Source organism: Melioribacteraceae bacterium 4301-Me, from assembly GCA_041538185.1.
Lineage (GTDB): Bacteria > Bacteroidota > Ignavibacteria > Ignavibacteriales > Melioribacteraceae > Pyranulibacter > Pyranulibacter aquaticus.
The window spans coordinates 42,898-60,264 of sequence record JBGORM010000002.1 but is presented as its reverse complement, the minus strand read 5'-3'; the positions used below and the strand labels follow the sequence as shown (position 1 = coordinate 60,264).

Genomic DNA, 17,367 nt, shown 5'->3' with positions numbered 1-17,367 from the left:
CGAATTCAGTGTAAAATTTATTGCCTATAAATTGTTTTTCAATCAGCAGAAAATTTTTCTTGTTGTATAACTCTTATTCTTCCTTCATTTATTAGACTGTCAACTCTTGTGTTTTTTATTAGATACAAAAAATATAAATCATAACCAGAGTCTAAACTTGTTCTAAGTAACCTTGGCTTCTTTAATTGTAAATCATTCAGCCTGTATTTAAAAAAATCTTCAAACATTTTTTCTGTAATGCTACAATCTATAAACGACTTTTTTACAACAAAGGGCTCGCCAATCAATAAATTAACTCTTTTATCATAGAGATAACCTATTGTTGAAAATTTCTGATGACCAGGTCTATTGCCAATTATAATCCCATTTTTGGCAATTTCGCTGTCATTTATTCCGTACATATCCACAGCGGGTAATTCAGAATAAAATGGGACTGCACCTGCAGCTGAAACAGCAATTGTAACGTTTCTGTTAGGAAAGAGCTCATGTAATCTTTTACCTACCTCAATCCAATTTTGATTTTCATCGTAAAGATGCCCAGCAAGATTTTTTATACTCTCAATACCATGCAAGTAATGAAACGTAACTTTATGGTAAATTGAACCAAGTATAATTATAACTATTAGTGCGTATCTTACTTTTTTTTCTTCAATTAATGCATAAATTGTCCAAACAATTACAACAAAAAGAAATGGCAAAATCGGTACTAAAAATCTAAATTCCATAAAATCGCCACCTATTTTAACTAAGTATAAGAGCCACACAACAATTATAAAAGAAAGGAATTTAATTGTAGTGTTATTTTTTTTTACAAATTTATTGAGGTAAAAAGGAAATAAAATAAGAATTGGGAAAAGCCAGTACGAGCTGAAAAACAAACCAATATAAATTAGCCCAGCAGGGATAGATTCTATTCCTCCTACTTTTGTGTAAAATGAATTTGGCAGTATATCGCCATAGTAAAATAATTTCCACAATAAATATGCAATTAGAACCGTCAAAAATGGTACTAGCAATACCAAAAATCTTTGTACAACTAAAATTTTATTTGCTGTATTTCGTTCTTCTCTTAAATAAAAGAACCCAAAAAAAATTAAAAACACGAATACTAAAGAATCTGGTCTGACAAGCACCGATATAATTAATAATAATGAAATAAAGAAAAGATTAAGATAAGATTCCTTTTTTTTATAAAGCACATTAAGAAAGAAAAAAACAGAGGCAGTAACAAAAGCGGTCTGCATTTGAGTTTCTAAACCGCCAGTAGCGTAAGCGCTAAAAGTATAGTTTGTTCCAAGAAGTATTACTACTAAAAGCGAAAGAAGTTTAGAGCTGTTTTCTTCCCAAAAATCAAAAGCTATTTCAGCTATTTTATAGGTAAACAATAATGAAATAACAAAAAATGTAATCCCAGCATAATATGAAAATAAAACAGGATCAAAACCAAGCTTAAATGAAAGTGACATAAGCATGGTCCATAAAAAATTTGTATAACCCTCTACTCTTTCACCTTTGTTAAAAACTAGACCTATTCCTTCTGCAAAGTTTTTTGCATATCTAAAAGATATGAATGCATCGTCTTGAACAAATTTATTATGCCATGCCAGCAGCATCAAAGTTAATAAAACCAATACGAAAACGATTTTATATTTTCTTAAAACTATTTCTAAAGTTTTTTGCATTGCTAAGTTTTCATTACTGATTAATACTCTTCAGAAGTTGTTTGTTTCTTGCTAATAAAGAACGATTAAATTTAATTTTTACTCTATTATAGATTATAGAACAATTAGTGAGTAAAGGTATAATTTTTTAGGAGTATTTTTGTTTTGCGACAAACATCAAAAATTATTTATAAGGAATTTTTAAATACTTTTCTGCTTGGGAGTGAGAATCTCCTCGTTCTTTCATATTCAGCACATCATTATAATATTTAACTGCTTTTTCGCGCAGACCGAGCTGGTCGTATGCCATCGCTAAATATAAAGTAGCGTTAATTTGGAAGCCAGACTCTTCATCTTTATCAACCTTTTTAGAAATATCCACACACTTCTGAAAATAAAAAGCCGTTGAATCAGGACGATTAGCAAGTTTAAAATACATACCAATATAATATGTTGCTTCTCTTTCAAAACGAAGATTGTAACCCGTATAATTTTTTTGGCTTTTGATTAGAATATCGCGAAAAATCTTTTCGGCTGAAATATAATCGTTATTTTTCACAAAAATGGTTCCGTAATATTTTTCAAAAACCGGATTATTTGGGAATTGTTTTACAAGCAGCTCTGCGTATTTTCTCGCATTCACCATATCATCTTCATATTGAAAATAAATTGTCATTAAAAAATATCTGGATTCAATTTTAGCGTAACGGCCATTGAAGGCAACGTTTTCGAGTTGTTTTAAGCCTTTGTTCTTATCACCTTTAGGGAAAAAAATCATAAATGGTTTTACAGCGGGATATTTTTCAGGTATTACTTCAGCATAATAATTATAAATGCCAAAGCCAAGCTGAAGATCGATATTGTTTGGGTTTAGTTCGTAGGCTTTAAAAACTAAAGGTAGTGCTTCCTTGCCGTCTAAAGCAGCTTTAAACCAGCTTTCCCGTATGGCGCGAAGTCTGCCTCTAAAACCAAGTGCACCCCCTTTATAAAAAATTGCATCTGCATTTTTAGGATTTTTATCTAATATATTATTACACATGTCAATTACACTTTCGAGCTGACTGAAGAACTTGTTGTCATAACTTTCATTTTCAAGATCAACAAGAATTTTCCACCATGTAATCATTGCTTTAAAAAATTTTCCTGCTGGGTGGGTTGGGTAATCTTTCTCTACAATATCGAATGTTTTTTCAGCCTTGTTAAATTCAAGGCTGTATATTTGATTAATGCCCGTAATTAACAAGGAATCAAATTTTACCCAGTCGTAATCTTGGGCGTTAACAAAAGCAGGTAAAAATAATAGCAAAACAAATATAATTTTTAATTTCATCATTGAGCCATATTTCAAATGTCACATTTAAAATAAGTATTAGAGCTATAGTTAATTCTTTTACTTTTTTCGTGGCCGATAGTATTCAATTGCTTCGCCGTAAAATACTTCAGCAGCTCCGGATATTGTTTCAGACAAAGTTGGGTGTGGGTGAATAGTTAAAGCAATATCTTTGGCAACAGCTGCCATTTCAATTGCTAAGGTTCCCTCAGAAATCATATCCCCTGCACCAACACCTACTATACCCATTCCCAACACCCTTTGAGTATCTGGATCAATAATTAACTTAGTCAATCCATCATTTCTATCTATTGAAGTTGCCTTGCCGCTTGCTGCCCATGGGAATTTAGCAACTTCATATTTAATACCCCTTTCTTTTGCTTCGGTTTCAGTTATCCCAGTCCATGCTAATTCTGGGTTAGTAAAAACAACCGCAGGTATTGCATTCGGTTCAAAAGCAACTTTATAACCGAGTATAGATTCTACTGCAACTTTAGCTTCTGCAAAAGCTTTATGTGCAAGCATTGGGTTGCCAACAACATCGCCAATTGCGTAAATATTGGCATCGTCAGTTTTCATTTGCTGATTAACATCAATAAATCCCTTTTGATTAACTTTCACCTTTGTGTTTTCCAAACCTAAACTTGTTGTTACAGGTTTTCTACCTACAGAAATCAACACTTTATCAAAAACCTGTACAGGTTCTTTTATATTATTACCTATAAATTTTACTTCAATTCCATTTTTTACTTCTTTTAGTTCTGTAACTTTAGTCTCGAGATACACTGCATCCATAATTTGATTTATATTTTTTGCAAGCACACTAACTAAATCTCTATCTGCACCTGGGAGTAATCCTGGCATCATTTCAACAACTGTTACTTTGCTTCCAAGCATGGCATATACAGTGCCCAATTCTAACCCTATGTAACCACCGCCTACAACAAGCATTTTTTGAGGAATATCATTCAGTTCGAGTGCAGCTGTAGAATCTATAATGTGTGGTGAATTAAAGAATAAGTTTGGCACTTTTGTCGGCTCTGAGCCTGTAGCAACAATACAATTATCAAAAGTAATCTCGTCTTCATTTCCATCTGTTTTTTTAACAATCACGGTTTTTGAATTTTTAAATGAAGCTCTACCTTGAACATAATTTACCTTACGTGTTTTAGCCAGTTGACCTAACCCGCTTGTTAACTTATATATAACACTATTTTTGTAATCACGCAGCTTATCTAAATCAATTTTAGGCTCGGTATAGTTAATACCCCATTTTTTTGCTTCTCGTGCTTCATAAATAAGATTAGAAATGTGCAGCAATGCCTTAGAAGGTATACAGCCTTCCCATGTACAAACACCGCCAGGATTTTTTCTCATGTCCACAATTGTAACCTGCAAGCCTTTATCAGCTGCATGAAAAGCTGCAGTGTACCCTCCTGGTCCTCCTCCAATTACTAATAATTGTGTTTTTATTTCCATAACACCTCTTTCTATATTTTGTATTAATGAAAATTTAGTAAAAAGACTTTATCCCGCAGTAAGAAAAGTTGACGCAAAGTATTCATTAAATAATTACAAAGATAATAAAAAGCATTTACACTACACTAAATATATGTTTTACACCATCACTCAAACTATGCAAGTAAAACTTGATTTCATACAATACCATAGCTATATACTTTTGACACAATTCCAAATAAATCACTATTAATTGGTACTTAAACTGATAAATTTACTTAGATAGATGTGTAAATTACATGTGCTCAGCAAAAGTGTGAGGTCAATAAATAATGAAGGCCAGTTCAGCCGAATATGCAGTTTTTATGCAATGTAATTTCTCAAATTTCAGTATGGGTAAAAAATGTAAAAAAGAGCAGAGAATAAAAATAAAATCCACATTCCAAGTTTGATATCCTTAAACTTCCCGTTTACAATTTTAAATATAGGATAAAGAACAAAACCAGCTGTCATACCAATCCCCAAATTGTAAGTAAAACTCATAAGCACAATTGTTACAAATGCGGGTATAACTTCTTCTAAGTCATTAAAATTGATTTTTGATATAGGTGAAATCATTAACAAGCCAACAATAATCAAAGCTGAGCCGTATGAATAAGGTGGAATTGATGCAAAAAATGGTGCAAAGAAAAGAGCAATTAAAAATAAAAAAGCTGTTACGACAGCTGTTAAACCAGATTTACCCCCGGCTTCAATTCCAGTGGCAGATTCAATATATGCGCCGGATGTTGTAGTCCCTAATAATGACCCAACAACAGTTGCCAAAGCATCACACATCATTGGTTTTTCTATTTCAGGCAAGTTGCCGTTTTCGTCTAACAGTCCCGCTTTATATGAAACACCTATCAAAGTGCCCATTGTATCTACAAAATCCATAACAAATACAGTTAGAATAACTGCAAAAAAGCCCCAGCTCAAAGCTCCTGCTATATCTAATTTAAGAAAGATAGGAGAAATATCGGGAGGCATACTTACAATTTTTTCTGGTAAAGGAGAAACATGGAGTACGAAGCCAAGAAGTGAGATTAAAATAATCCCTATTAAAATTGAGCCATTAACTTTTTTAATCATTAGAAAACTTATTACCAAGAACGAGAGAATAGCTAAAATTACTTGTGGATTTCGAAAATCACCTACATGTACAGGTGCCCCAGTAACGCCAAGTTGAATAATTGAAGTCTCATTAAGCCCAATGAAAGTCAAAAAAAAACCAATACCAACAGCGAACGCAATTTTTAATGATTCTGGGATTGAATTAGCAAGCCAGCTCCGAATGTTTAGTGCAGTTATAATAGTAAAAAAAACACCGCCTATAAAAATTGCACCTAATGCAGCCTGCCAACTATAACCTAATACTTTCACTACAGTATATGCAATAAAAGCATTTTCACCCATGTAAGGAGCAATTGCAAATGGCCTTTTAGCATATAAGCCCATTGCAAGAGTGCCAAAAAAAGCACTTAATATTGTTGCAACCATAGAAGGTCCAAATGGAATACCTGCCACCTCTAAAATTTTAGGATTAACAATTATTATGTAAGCCATAGTTACAAATGTTGTTGTCCCTGCAATTAATTCCTGTTTTACTGAAGTATTCAACTCCTCAATCTGAAAATATTTTTTTATCATCTTTTTATTTTTTACTCGTTGTATAAAAAATTTATTCAATAAGGTAAGATGCTTTTTCCTAATTTATTTTCTGAGCAGATAAAGAATTAGAGAAATTATTAAACTAAGCAATATTGATGTGACAATGGGAAAATAAAAGGTAAAGTTCTTTTTTTTAATTATTATATCGCCCGGCAGTTTTCCTATAAACGGAATTTTATCAAGAAAGACTAACAACAGACCAAAAGCAACTAAAATTACTCCTGCAATAATTATTATTCTTCCTAAAGGCTCAAAGTTGTTCATTTTCTAAAAAAGTTTTTACTAAAATATAACAAATGTGACGATTTATTAACAAACGTAGAATTTTATTAATGAGTGAATATTTTATAGATTTAGATATTAAAAGAGATATACTATGGGAAATTCTGTGGCAAGCAAACATGTTGATATTATTGGTTTTCCTATGGACTTAGGTGCCGATAGAAGAGGTGTAGATATGGGTCCTTCTGCTCTTCGAATAGCAAACATACAAACTCGCTTAGAGGATTTAGGCTACAAAGTTACAGATTTAGGAGACATTTTTATTAAAAACCAAGAAAGGCAGGTTATAAAAAACCCACGTTTAAAATATCTTGATGAAATTGTTAAAACTTGTGAAGTATTAGCAAGGAGAGTTGAAAAGTCATTAAGCGCTGGGCGATTTCCATTGTGTTTAGGCGGCGACCATTCAATGGCGATTGGTTCTATTAGCGGTATTGCCGCTCATTGCAAAAAAAATAACTTAGAGATGGGATTAATATGGATTGATGCACATGCAGATATGAATACAGACGAGACAACACCATCAGGAAACATTCACGGCATGTCAGTCGCAGCTTTACTCGGCTTAGGCAATAACTCACTTACAAATTTATATGGATTCTCCCCTAAAATTAAACCTGAAAATACCATTCTTATTGGCTTGCGAAGCGTTGACAGATTAGAAAGAGAACTAATTAAAAAAAGCGGCGTTGAGGTTTATACTATGACTGAAATTGATAGAAAAGGAATTAATTTCATAATTAATAAAGTGCTGAAGAATTTAAAACAAAAAGTTCAACATATTCATGTTAGTTTTGATATAGATAGTATTGACCCAACAATTGCACCTGGAGTTGGTACGCCCGTTAGCGGCGGCTTAAGTTACAGAGAAGCTCATTTGTTAATGGAAACAATTGCAGAGTGCGGCTGTATGTCTTCATTAGAAGTTGCAGAAGTAAATCCTATTATCGACACAAAAAATAGAACCGCTGAATTGACCGCAGAACTTATTGCATCGAGTTTGGGTTTGAGAATTTTGTAATTTATAAAAAGGTCTATTTTATAATGGATAAACAGTTTAAAAAAGAAATTGACTTTAAAACACTAGAGGAAATAGAAGACTCTAATGAGCAAAGTACTGTCGATAGCAAAGAATCGACTTTTTATAATTCGCCAAAACTAAAAAGGTCTAAAAAGAACTTTATTTTCACCGGTGTTTGCGGAGGAATTGCTGATTATTTTAAGAGTGACCCAACTATAATTAGAATTATTTTCATGCTGAGTGTTTTTCTTGGGGGATGGGGAGTAATAGTTTATTTAATTGCTTCATTCTTAATGCCTCCTGATAATAATTCCATAGAATTAACGGAAGAAGAAAAACAAAAAATTAGAAACAATAATAATAAAACCCTTTTTGGCGGCTCCCTTCTGTTTTTAGGTTTATTCATATTATTGAACAATTTAGGATTAATTTTTTACATAACTCCGTTTAATTTATCATGGAGATTTCTTATACTTCTTTCGGCTATCTTAATTAGCGTTTACTTAATAGTTCACAAAGAACCGGCAAATAAATTAAAAATTGATTTTCCTAATAGTTTGAGTCGTTCATTAGATGATAAAAAAATATTTGGTATTTGCGGTGGCTTTGCAAAATACCTAAACGTAGATTCGACTATAATTAGAATTTTATGGTTGCTAATAACTTATATTACAGCAGGTATAGGCTTGCTTGTTTATTTAATTTTACTTTTCGTCTTGAAAAAACAGAAAGAACTTAATGGAAACACCATTTCGTAATACTGTTAGTTTTGCTCTTTTTGTATTTGGGTTACTACTCATATTAGCTCTCACCAATGCTATTAATATCAGCTACACTGAAATTTTAGGTATAAGCTTAATCATATATTCAATTCCTTCCGTATATCTTTCGTTTAAGTATAACAATCGTTTAATCTTAGTTTTTTCTTCAATGTTGTTTTTTGTGAGTATTTTATTGTTGGTAAAACAATTTTTTTCACTTACGGGATCAAGGGAGATTTATTTAGTATCGTCACTATTTATCTTAGCAGCAATATTTTTAATGCTTTACATCGAAAATAGCAAAGCGAAAGAATTTCTTGTCCTCTCTTCTATTCTTTTTGTAATTTCAATTGCCTCAATCTTTTTGTTGAAATTAATTTATGTACATAACCTTCTACGAAAAATTGATGATTTAATGTTGAGCTTCTGGCCTTACTTTCTAATTATTCTAGGCATTAGCCTACTACTGAGTATAAAACATTGACCCAGCCTGTAACACTGCTGTCCAAAATAATTTTGAAATCAAATCCCGAAGGGATGAATTACCAAATAAATTTGAAAACTTCAAGATTTTGGACTATTCTACTTGTCTTGTAAATCAATCCCTATCTCGTCCATACGGGACTTTTAACTTTAGTTTGATATTTATTTATTCTATAACTATATAATCCCTAAAGGGATTACATTAGTTTAAGCATAATCAAAGCTTTATTGTCCCGTCAGAACAAAATATTTTTAGGATAAAGAACAAAGAAAATAGATTAAGTACCTTTAGGGACGAAATAAAAAATATATTGGACAGATATGACCTGTACATTAAAAAATCACTTTTATTTATCACCTGTGCACATTCTTTACTTGCTTTTGCTTATTTACAGATTTTCCTCTTTGTTTCATTCTGGCTCTTTCTATTTTGATTATCTTTTTGCGAGTTACCAAAAAGCCTTGTCTTTACTTATTATAGGAATCCACTCACGTAGTGGTGAATTCTCTTTTTATTTAAATAACTGTAGTAACATCACCAACCAAAAAAGAAAATTAACCTTATTACCCTATCCTTAATTTTTGTTTCTTCAAAGCATGATTGTAGAGGTGACCTCGATCCTACCTCATTTGAATCATCTGTTTTCATCGCTTGATAAAATAAAAAAGGCGTTGCCTTTGTGAAGCAATTCCCTATCACGAAAGTCAATTCATTTAGCCTGTTGTTAATGTTATATTACAGATTTACATACCAGAAACGAGAGAGTTTGACATGCTGGTTTCAAGCAAGCCTATCAGCAGTAGACAAATTTCTGCTTTTCCTCTAATGCAAAAAGTACAGTCTTTTTTCTCATGTTCTACTTGCTGCGGCTGGCTGTATAATTTAGGTTAAATTACTTACGAGTCTTAGACGAAACATTATTTAAAGAACCGTATAAATATGTCTCGCCTGTAGGAGCTGGTGAACCGCCAGCCGGTTCAATTGTAATTCTAAAGAGATCAATTTGGTCGAAAGGTATATAAGGAAGATTAGAAATTTTAATAAACATATCCTCCGGCCTGGGTGAAAAAGTAGCGAGCGAGTAAAATTTATCCTTGCTTACCATCCAGATTTGATATGTTTGATCTAATTTTAGAGGTGGTATATTGTTCAGCTGCAAAAGCGCTTCTCTTTGATATGGTGCAACAAATAATTTTGCACTTGAATTTACATTTGGCTGTGTGCTTGTCAAATCAACTGTGAAAATGCCTTTATAATTAAGAAATTCAATAACAGTCATATATTTAGATGTAAATTCACTTGTAGATTGTAAGTCGTTTTTAGTTTTAACCAGCTCATTCTTTAAATCTGATACTTGTTGTTGTAAATCGTTTATAGAGGTGTAAGAATAGTAACCAATTACACCAAACAAAATTAAAGCAAGAAATATTGCAAGCCAGCCTGCAAAACCTGAAGTTTTTTCTTGTTCAAGGCTTCTTCGCTCAACTGTCCCAATTCTTTGCGGAAATAATGTAGGTGGCACATCATCAATTCTTGTTTTTTCTTTTATAGTTGTAGCACGCTTTTCTTCTGTTAAAAGGGAATCTCGTTGTTCCAAATTAGTTTTACGATTTGAACCTTCTGCAACTGATTTGGGTAAGTTTCTATTTTCAGAAATAAAAGTGCTTAATTTGCGAGGTTGTTTTTCTTCTGCAGCAGTTACCCTAGTTAGTGTTTGTTTAGTTGGTAAAGTTTTAGGTTTGTCAACAATTGTAGCTGTTCTTTTCTTTTCTTCTCTTATTTTCGTTTTAATTTCTTCTTTTAGCCCAATTAATTTTTTTGCCACATCATCTTTAAGTGAAGAATCAGGTACCTCTAAATCCAATATTGCAGGTATCATAGCAACAATGTTTTGAAATTCACCCAGTAAACCTTTTGGTAGTTCACCACCTGAAAGTAAGTAATCCTTAAATTGAATAAAATTCTCTTTATCCATGCATCCTACTGCAAAGGCAGCGGACATTTCAGAAATAGGGTCAGACATTGTATCAGCTTTCCATTAAATAATCTTTTAAATTCTGTAAAGCAGTTAGAACTTTACTTCTAACTGTTTCAATTGGAACTTTTAATTTATCAGCAATTTCGTCTATCGTAAATCCCTCATAGTATGCAAGATGAAGAACATATTTTTGAGTATCAGTAAGTTTTGAAAGAGCGCGTTCTATTTTAGGTTTTAACGTTAGAACAGTTTCCAGGTCAAGAGCGTCAATGTCTCTTGCTAAAGTTGGAATTATGTAAAAATCCTCATATTCATCATCATAGAAATCTAACGAATTTGAAGTTGCACGTGATCTCCTTAATTGATCTACTGCCTTGTTTCGGGCTATTGTTATCAACCATGTATATACATTACCACTAGCGAAATCAAATTTTTTTATCTTCCGCCAAACCATAACAAATACTTCAATGAGAAGTCGCCGAGCCGTTGGTTCATCTGGTGAAATTTTCTTGATAATTGTATAAAGAATTGGGGAATACCTTTCGTATAATTCCTCCAAAGCGCGGGATTCGAAATTTGCAATCTCTTGCATTAGTTCTAAATCGCTTAGCTCTTTGAACTTACTCAAATAGTTCCTCAAAATTTTTACTGAAATATACGAATTACCTATAATTAAGGCGATAAAAAAGTTCTTGAATTAAGCATTAATCCCACTCCGCAGTTTAAGAATTAAACAGTCATTATAATTTTTCAGTTTAAGGACAAACTTTTCTAATAAAAATTTTGAGTTAAAATATGTACAGCGTACAAGAAACTTTAACTAGAAAGATTATCATTACTTCAAATAAAACGTATTATTCAACTTTTATCATTAAAACGTACTCTTTAAAATCAATAGTAAATTTAGCAAACGAAGAGATTTTATTATATTTGCTCGGAAATTTATAACTAAATTACAATTTGTAAATGACTTCAAATGAAATTCGGCAACAATTTTTAGATTTTTTTAAAGAAAAAGGTCACAAAATAGTGCCAAGTGCACCGGTTATACCTTACGACGACCCCACACTTCTTTTTACAAATGCCGGCATGAATCAGTTTAAAGATGTCTTCTTGGGAAAAGGAACAAGAGAATATAATCGAGTGGCAGATACTCAAAAATGTATACGCGTAAGCGGTAAACATAATGACCTTGAAGAGGTTGGTTATGATACATATCATCACACTTTTTTTGAAATGCTTGGAAACTGGAGTTTTGGTGACCCTAATTCAGATGATGGCATTGGAGAAGGTTATTATAAAAAAGAAGCAATAAAGTGGGCATGGGAATTATTAACTGTTGTATGGAAACTGCCAAAGGAAAGATTATGGGCAACTGTATACAGAAACGACGATGAAGCTTTCAATTATTGGAAAAGTGAAACGGATATTAATCCTAGTCATATCCTACGTTTCGATGAAAAAGATAATTTTTGGGAAATGGGCGAAACTGGTCCCTGCGGTCCATGTTCTGAAATCCATATCAACTTAAGCGACGACTATGAAAATCCAGCATGGGTTAATGCTAACAAACCAGAATGCATTGAAATATGGAACCTTGTTTTTATCCAATACAACAGAGATGAAACTGGTAGACTAAACGAACTGCCAGCTAAACATGTTGACACCGGAATGGGATTTGAACGTATTTGTGCTGTTCTACAAAAGAAAAATTCTAATTACGATACTGACATTTTTACTCCTCTTATAAAAGCTATAGAATTAATTAGCGGCAAAAAATATGAACTTGATGAGTATTCACCACTTCGTGGAGAAACACAAATTGCAATGCGTGTGATTGCCGACCATATCCGTACTTTAACATTTGCAATAGCCGATGGAGCAATACCTGGCAACGAAGGAAGAGGTTATGTACTGCGCAGAATACTTAGAAGAGCAGCTCGTTACGGCAGAAAATTAGACCTGAAAGAACCTTTCCTCTATAAATTAGTTGATGTCCTCGTTGAAAATATGTCACATGTTTTCCCAGAAATAAAAACTAATAAGTCAAATATTGAAAAAATTATTAAATCAGAAGAAGAAAATTTCAATATTACTCTTGACAGAGGAATAGAATTATTTGAAAATATTGTGAGCAAAAATGAAGTACAAAGTTCAAAAATCATCAGCGGAGATGACGTATTTAAGCTTTATGATACTTTTGGTTTCCCAGTAGATTTAACCAATCTTTTGGCTAAGGAAAAAGGCTTTTCAATCGACGAAAAACGCTTTAACGAATTAATGAACGAACAAAAAGAACGAGCAAGAAAATCTACAAAAGAAAAATTATCGTCAGTAAATTTTAATTTTGACAAACTAAGTAATATCATTGCTAAATCAAAAAACCCTACCGAGTTCTGCGGTTACGATCAACTTAGAACCGAATCTGTGGTTGTAGGCACTAAAAATGAAAACGGGAATACCTTTATTATATTAGACAAAACACCTTTTTATGTTGAGTCGGGTGGACAAGTAAACGACAAAGGAATTATAATAATTGGCGATACACATTTAAAGGTAATTGACCTGGTCAAAATCAACAACCAGATTATTCACGTTGTTGAAAATGAAAGTAACACAAAAATAATTGAGGGCATGCAAGTTATAGCCCAAGTTGATGAAAAAAGAAGATGGGATATTATGCGAAATCATTCAGCAACCCATTTTTTACACGCTGCTTTAAGGGAAATATTAGGAAAACACGTACAGCAAGCGGGTTCGTTTGTTGGACCTGAATACCTGCGCTTTGACTTTAATCATTTTGAAAAGTTAAAAGAAAGTGAAATTGAGGCAATTGAATCGCTCGTCAATGAAAAAATTAGAGAAAATTTACCTTTAGTTCATCATCGAAACACCCCGTTTGAAAAAGCTAAAAAAATGGGAGCGTTGATGTTCTTTGGCGATAAATACGGAGATAAAGTAAATGTAGTTCAATTTGGTAACTTTACAATGGAGTTTTGTGGTGGTACACATGTAAAAAACAGTTCCCAAATAGGGTTATTTAAAATCGTTAGCGAATCCTCAGTTGCAAGCGGTGTAAGAAGAATTGAGGCCGTTACGGGAGCTGGAGTTGAAAAGTATATAAATCAACAAGAGATTAAAATTAAAAACGCCGAAAGTAAAATAGATGAATTAAACGAAGAAAAGAAAAAGCTAGAAAAGTTATTGTCTGAATTAAGACTAAAAGAAAAGTTAAGCGGACTCGAGAAGATTGTTTCAAATGCAACAGCAATAAACAGTATAAAAATTTTTAAGGGCAAAATTAATGCTGAAAACATGGATGAACTCAAATCAATGGGTGATGAACTACGAATAAAAATGAAAAGTGGTGTTGGAATACTCTTTTCCATATTCGATAATAAAGTGGGAATAGTATGCGTTGTATCTGACGATTTAATTAAACAAAAAAAACTTGCTGCGGGTAAAATAGTATCAGAAGTCGCAAAGATTGTGGGCGGCGGCGGTGGTGGAAAACAACATCTTGCTACAGCCGGTGGAAAGGACATTACAAAAATTAATGAGGCTTTAGAGAAAGTTGATGAGATTGTTTCCAAGTTCTTTTAAAAATTATTCTTAACCACAAACAAAAACAGCTTACCTCTAATTTTTCTCTTAAGTAAATTTAACCCAAATTTTTCACCAGCCTGCAAGCAGGTTAGCCTACGCTGGCAGGTTAGAAAAATGGGAATCCACCACAACGTGGTGAATTCTCATGAATTTTTTGGACTTAACTTCAAGAACTCATTAGGAATAGAGAAAAGGGCTGTCTCATTATTTTTCCTTGCAAGTAAATTTTTCGTATCAAAATCAGCCAACCTCTTAGCGATGAACTGAGACAGCCCATACTTTTACATAATTAGATTACCATCGGTGTCTATATACTTAACATCATAACCAAGTTCTTTAATGCCTGCTTCAATTTTTGATTTATCACCTATTACAACCCAGATTAAATTTTTTGGTTTTATCACTCGATTAGCTGTGTTAATAATATCGTCTCGAGTTATGCTTTTTATTTTGCTTGCATAGTTACTATAATAATCATCACTAAGGTTGTAAGAAACTAAATTAATTAATGAAGAGACAATGCGGCTATTTGTTTCCCAGCTTCCAGGCAATGAAAGAGCATTCTGCTCTCTAACTTGGTTTACTTCTTGTTCTGTTGCTGGTTTTTCACCTACAAATTGATTTATTTCCTTTATCATTTCTTGAATTGATTCTTTTGTTTTATCAGTTTGTACTACTCCGTAAAATAAATATGGTCGCTGCCCTCGCGCACTTGGTATTGTACTCCCCGAGCCGTACGACCAATGTTTATCTTCTCTTAAATTCATATTAATCCTAGAAGTAAACATACCTCCAATAATATCGTTCATTAATTCAATTGCAACGTTATCCTTATCAGCAAAAGGTGGGGCAGGCTGAGCACCTAAGATTATTGAAGATTGTGAACCCGGCCTATCCATTATATATATAATTTCCTTTTGCGGCATTGTTACTTCTTTAATTTCTTTTTGTGGAAACTCGCCAGCTTTCCAATTTGCAAATAGTTTTTCCAGCTTAGGTTTAATTTCTTTCAACGTAATATCGCCTACAATAATCAATGTTGCATTGTTTGGTTTGAACCATGTTTGGTGAAATTTTACCATATCATCACGAGTTAATCTTGATATTGTAGATTCATACCCTGAACCAGTAAAAGGATTTCCGTAGGGATGATTTTTACCGTAAATCAATCGAGGCACTACTCTTAATCCCATACTAAAAGGCTGAACTTTTTCTCGCTGAATAGCTACAATACTTTCTTTTACAATTCTATCAAATTCTTTTTGCGGAAAAGAAGGATTTAAAACTACGTCGGCAAACAAATTTAAAGACTGGTCTAAGTTTGCTTTTAGAACAGTCATATTAATAAATGAATTATCTAAATTCGAGCCTGTATTTAATGTTGCCCCTAAAGCTTGTAATTCATCGCTTAATTGAAGGGCATCTCTTGTTTTAGTTCCTTCATCCAACATATTCATGGCAATACTTGCGGTGCCAGGAATTGCAAAAATATCCGATGCATAACCAGCATCAATCATTAAGGTCAAATTAACTATTGGCACAGATTTTCGTTCAGCAAGTATAATTTTCAAACCATTTGCAAGTTCAGCTTTTTGCAATTCTGGGAATTTAGCAGTAGGTGGCGTATCTGTTCCCGGCAGTTTTGAGCGGTCAACATTAGTTGCCGAAGTAGAATATTGTGGAAAAGGTTGAATTTCTAGTATATACACGCCATCGCTCAGCCATTTTTTGCCTGTTTTTTTAATATCATCAACAGTAGTCTCCGCAATAAATTTATTATAAGTTTTGTAGTAATCTGGAGAGTTACCATAAACCATATTCTGTGCTAAAATATCAGACTTACCGCCAAAGCCGCCTACTCTTTCTAATCCCCTAATAAAATTAGCAAAGTATTGAGTTTTCATCTTCTTTAGCTCTTTCTCTGTAGGCCCATAATTAAGCAACTTTGTAAGTTCTTCTATTATTTCTTTTTCTACTCTAGAAGTTTCAATGCCAGGCTTAATATCGGCAGTTATAAAAAATTGACTTCCAATTTCACCTGGTGAATAATAAGCAGAAACACGAGTTGCAATTTGTTCGTCGTAAACTAAGCGTTTATATAAACGCGAGTTTTTTCCAGAAGAAAGAATATCGCTTAATAAGTCTAAATGTGCTAATTCTTTACTTCCCCATTCAGGTATATTCCATTCAATGTAAAGCCTTGCTTGGGGTACTCTATCTTGTGCAACTTGTCTAATTGTGCCAGTACGTTTTGCAATGTAAGTTTGAAATTTAGCAACTGGAGGGCCAGAGGGAATATCACCAAAATATTTTTCTACTTTATTCCTCACATCTTCGGTATTAACGTCACCTGCAATACAAATTACTGCATTAGCGGCACCATAATAATTTTTGAACCATTCATGCACATCTTCAAGAGATGCAGCATTTAAATCTTCCATTGAACCTATTACAGTCCATGAATAGGGATGTCCTTTTGGATAAGTAGCATTTGCAATTAGCTCTCTTGAAATTGCATAGGGTTCATTTTCTCCTTGTCGTTTTTCGTTTTGAACAACGCCTCGTTGTTCATCAAGTTTAGCTTGATCAATTGCACCTATAAGATGACCCATTCTGTCGGATTCCATCCAAAGCGTTAAATCAAGTGCAGAGGTTGGGACTGTCTCAAAGTAATTTGTACGGTCGTTATTGGTTGTTCCGTTTAAGTCAGTTGACCCGATTTTCTCCATCACTTTAAAATAATCGTCGTTATAATTTTCGCTGCCATTGAACATTAAATGCTCAAACAAATGGGCAAAACCCGTTTTACCCGGTTTTTCGTTTTTCGAACCCACATGATACCAAACATTTACAGCTACTATAGGCGCTTTGTGGTCTTCATGAACTATTAATGTTAACCCATTTTTTAGTACAAACTTTTGGTATGGAATATCAATCTCATCGAATTTTTGAGCTGTTAAAAAATTAGAGGCAGACAAAAACAATAATAAGAATAGAAAGGCAGTGGAAAATTTTTTTTCTCTCATGGCTCTCTCCATTTTGTTAATGTTTTTAATTTATTGAGTCGGAGCGTTTA

Annotated in this window: 11 protein-coding genes; 3 read left to right on the top strand and 8 right to left on the bottom strand. The window is 33.1% G+C overall.

The features are described 5' to 3' along the window. Window positions 1-38: 38 nt before the first annotated feature. From ABRY23_03780 to ABRY23_03760, 5 genes are all read right to left on the bottom strand, one after another. Window positions 39-1,682 (bottom strand): hypothetical protein, encoded by a 1,644-nt coding sequence (locus ABRY23_03780; protein MFA3782163.1) that lies wholly within the window; start codon window positions 1,680-1,682, stop codon window positions 39-41. Between the two features lie 163 nt (window positions 1,683-1,845). After that, entirely contained in the window at window positions 1,846-2,994 is a 1,149-nt protein-coding gene (locus ABRY23_03775; GenBank protein ID MFA3782162.1) for a tetratricopeptide repeat protein, read from the bottom strand. A 57-nt stretch (window positions 2,995-3,051) separates the two neighbouring features. Further along, window positions 3,052-4,470 carry a dihydrolipoyl dehydrogenase gene (gene lpdA, locus ABRY23_03770; protein MFA3782161.1) on the bottom strand — a complete coding sequence of 473 codons (1,419 nt, stop codon included), beginning with the start codon at window positions 4,468-4,470 and terminating at the stop codon, window positions 3,052-3,054. Window positions 4,471-4,836: 366 nt separating this feature from the next. Beyond that, window positions 4,837-6,138: an NCS2 family permease gene (locus ABRY23_03765; GenBank protein MFA3782160.1), complete on the bottom strand. Its 1,302-nt coding sequence runs from the start codon at window positions 6,136-6,138 to the stop codon at window positions 4,837-4,839. Between the two features lie 63 nt (window positions 6,139-6,201). Then, complete coding sequence (locus tag ABRY23_03760; GenBank protein ID MFA3782159.1) at window positions 6,202-6,423, bottom strand: DUF2905 domain-containing protein; 222 nt, start codon at window positions 6,421-6,423, stop codon at window positions 6,202-6,204. A gap of 112 nt (window positions 6,424-6,535) precedes the next feature. Between ABRY23_03760 and rocF the strand changes: the two genes are divergently transcribed. Both rocF and ABRY23_03750 read left to right on the top strand, forming a co-directional pair. Then, window positions 6,536-7,462 (top strand): arginase, encoded by a 927-nt coding sequence (rocF, locus tag ABRY23_03755; GenBank protein ID MFA3782158.1) that lies wholly within the window; start codon window positions 6,536-6,538, stop codon window positions 7,460-7,462. A 23-nt stretch (window positions 7,463-7,485) separates the two neighbouring features. Further along, entirely contained in the window at window positions 7,486-8,220 is a 735-nt protein-coding gene (locus tag ABRY23_03750; GenBank protein ID MFA3782157.1) for a PspC domain-containing protein, read from the top strand. Window positions 8,221-9,599: 1,379 nt separating this feature from the next. On the opposite strand, the gene ABRY23_03745 is transcribed toward ABRY23_03750, so the two are convergent. Then, window positions 9,600-10,730: an anti-sigma factor gene (locus ABRY23_03745; protein MFA3782156.1), complete on the bottom strand. Its 1,131-nt coding sequence runs from the start codon at window positions 10,728-10,730 to the stop codon at window positions 9,600-9,602. A 4-nt stretch (window positions 10,731-10,734) separates the two neighbouring features. Beyond that, window positions 10,735-11,313 carry an RNA polymerase sigma factor gene (locus tag ABRY23_03740; protein MFA3782155.1) on the bottom strand — a complete coding sequence of 193 codons (579 nt, stop codon included), beginning with the start codon at window positions 11,311-11,313 and terminating at the stop codon, window positions 10,735-10,737. 338 nt (window positions 11,314-11,651) lie between these two features. On the opposite strand from ABRY23_03740, the gene alaS reads away from it, so the two are divergent. After that, window positions 11,652-14,288, top strand: a complete 2,637-nt coding sequence (alaS, locus tag ABRY23_03735) for an alanine--tRNA ligase (protein ID MFA3782154.1) — start codon at window positions 11,652-11,654, stop codon at window positions 14,286-14,288. Window positions 14,289-14,572: 284 nt separating this feature from the next. Here the strand turns inward: alaS and ABRY23_03730 are convergent, their stop codons facing one another. Further along, window positions 14,573-17,317 carry a M16 family metallopeptidase gene (locus ABRY23_03730; GenBank protein ID MFA3782153.1) on the bottom strand — a complete coding sequence of 915 codons (2,745 nt, stop codon included), beginning with the start codon at window positions 17,315-17,317 and terminating at the stop codon, window positions 14,573-14,575. Window positions 17,318-17,367: the final 50 nt, after the last annotated feature.